Source organism: Mesorhizobium sp. M1E.F.Ca.ET.063.01.1.1 (assembly GCF_003998155.1).
Lineage (GTDB): Bacteria > Pseudomonadota > Alphaproteobacteria > Rhizobiales > Rhizobiaceae > Mesorhizobium.
Map to the genome: position 1 here is coordinate 1 of NZ_RZSC01000845.1, position 2,381 is coordinate 2,381.

Here is a 2,381-nt window from a genome sequence, read left to right on the forward strand (position 1 = left end):
GTCTCACCGGCACGCTGTTCGAGCGCAAGCGCGGCGTACGGGATCGGAACGCCGCGATAGCCATTCTTGCTGCGCATCTCGGCGATGACTTCAGCGGTCGGGCCTTCAATCTTGGCGCCTTCGTCGAGGTACAGAGCCACCTGGCGCAATTCGAACTTGTCGACGAGTTCGGCATATTCGCGATCGGAGCGGGTCTCCAGATCAGCACCGGCCTCGCGGCGTTCCGCGTCCTCGGCGATCAGCGATGCACGATAGCGGACTTCGTTCGAACGATATTCCGCGTCCATGCCTTCCATGGCGCGGGTCTCCTCGGCGGTCGGCTTTTCCTTACCGACCAGCTCGGCCAGCGACTGGCGGATTTCAGACTGACGACGCTGGATTTTTACAGATTCAAGCACTTAGCTTCCTTTCAAGTAGAGATGCCCACGCTTCGCGCGCGGGGTTCGGTTTAATGCCGCGTTCGGCATTGGTTTTGCGGGTGTGGCAGGGCGGGCAAAGACATTCGACGTTGCCCAGGTCGTAAGCGAGTTCCGGCGCCTGCCGCACCGGTATCTTGTGATGCACTTCCAACCGGCCGCGGGTGCCGCATTCGGTGCATTTGAAACCGTCGCGCCGCTTGGCCTGGAGCCGTAGGGCTTGCCATTGCGCGGAACGGTAGACGGAATAGCCGGCGCGGCCGTGCTTCATACCCACGAAGCGGCCCGCGCCTTCTTGACTGGCCTAGCGGCTCGCCGGTTGCCCTCCGCCACGGCCAGGATTGCCGCCGCAGCCGCGTCGATACGGCCGAGCGAGCGAGCCTTCGCCAGCTTGTGATTGCCGGCCGGGTCAATCAACGTGATGGCGTCGGCCATGGCAGAGCGCAGCAACAGGGAGGGGCGGGTTTGCACATGCCCGTCGAACAGCGCCCTACGGAACCGCTCAATGTCTTCCGAGCCGTCTTTCCATCCGAAGCCGCGCCAGATGAACGGCACGCGGGACAGCCCGGCGCCCTGCATCGCCTCGACAAACTCGGCATGGCGAAACCGGTCCCCGACAATGCAAGAGATGGTCGCGCCATCAGCCAGCTTGACGACTTCGGCCAGCCATAGGCCGGGCGGAACGGTGTTTTCGCCGAGTGTGGTGAGTTCGCCCCGTTCTTGCATCTCGGTATAGCGGCCAGACACGCCATCGGACGCGCCACGATCGGCAAGCCCTGGCTTGGTCGGGAAGGTGCCCACGGCCTCCAAGCGCCCGGTTGCGGGCCAGTAGAAGGCCGCTGCCGACATCGAACGGGAACCGCCAAGATCCACGCCAAGAACGCATTCGCCTTCGCGTGGCGGGAGAGCGTCGGGCGCCACCTCCGCGGCCAGCCATTCGTCGACCGTCACAAGCACGCTGCGATCTTCGGTCGAAACGCGTTCGTTCCTGTTCAGGTTACGGAAAGACGATAGCGCCGAGCCGCCGCGGGCAATGGCACGCCGGGCTTGCGCCTGCAGCCATTCAAGCGATGCGCCAATGCCCTCAGCAGCGCCAGGATTGGCTACCAGAAGGCTTTCTGCATCGTCTGCGGGAAGCCCGAAGGCCGGCCTGTGTTCCTGCACATACGTGCCCGGAGGCGGTTCATCCAGCCACCGGCTGAAGGTGTTTGCATCGTCCGGCGCGCTAGTCGAGATAATCAGCGCCTTGCCGTTGCGCTTGCCCAGGCCAGACAGGATCGAATTTTCGAGGCTATCGCCTTTTTCCCGGTCCCATGCGGCGCGTTCGTCAAGGATGGCAAGGTTTGGAGCGCCGCCCAAGATCGATTTACCATCGGCCGCGATACAGCGGGCCAGCCCGCCGCCATTGCCGCTGTATTCCACCTCCAGACGCTGACCGCGCCGGATGGTGAACAGTTCCTGTTCTTCCTCGGGCAGGCTTTCGATGAATCCGACAAGGAATCCGAAGGCGATTTTTGCCTGGTCGCGATTGCGCGCCGCAAAGATGATCTCGCGCTTGGGCTGCGTATCGAGCTTTCCCATCAGGCAGGCGAGTGCCGCACCGGAACTCAGCGCAGTTTTCGCGTTGCCGCGGCCGATCGACAGTACGGCAACCATGTTCGCCGGATCGAGCGCACCGCGAACGAAATCCTTCTGAAAACCGGCCAGTTTGAGCGGCTTTCCGGCCAGCGGACCTTCCGGAATCTTGAGGGTTTCGAGGAATGCAATGACGGTTTCGGCCGTCGATTTTTTCCCCGATTTTTTATGGGAATGTGAACGCAACAGGTGGACGCCGGTCCCCGCTTTGGAGCGTCTCTTGGGCATTGGAACCGGATTTGCGCTCATGGCGCCGCGCCCGTCGTCGAGCACTGCAACACCCACATCACGCTTGCGGGATCGATCGCAATGTTGACGACAATCCACCAG

At 62.7% G+C, this 2,381-nt stretch carries 2 protein-coding genes and 1 pseudogene; all 3 read right to left on the reverse strand.

The window, feature by feature from the left end; translation table 11 throughout:
• Window positions 1–296 (reverse strand): annotated as a pseudogene (locus EOA29_RS33205) (phage major capsid protein); the annotation flags it as partial.
• A gap of 94 nt (window positions 297–390) precedes the next feature.
• A complete protein-coding gene (locus EOA29_RS33210; protein ID WP_127222189.1) occupies window positions 391–687 on the reverse strand; it encodes an HNH endonuclease signature motif containing protein in 297 nt (98 codons plus the stop codon).
• The coding region (locus tag EOA29_RS33215; protein WP_348628930.1) for a terminase large subunit at window positions 684–2,381 on the reverse strand (1,698 nt) is incomplete at its 5' end. The genes EOA29_RS33210 and EOA29_RS33215, both read right to left, overlap by 4 nt.

Coding starts and splice junctions, on each gene's coding strand:
- EOA29_RS33210 (WP_127222189.1), bottom strand. CDS start 687: ATGAAGCACGGCCGCGCCGGCTATTCCGTCTACCGTTCCGCGCAATGG.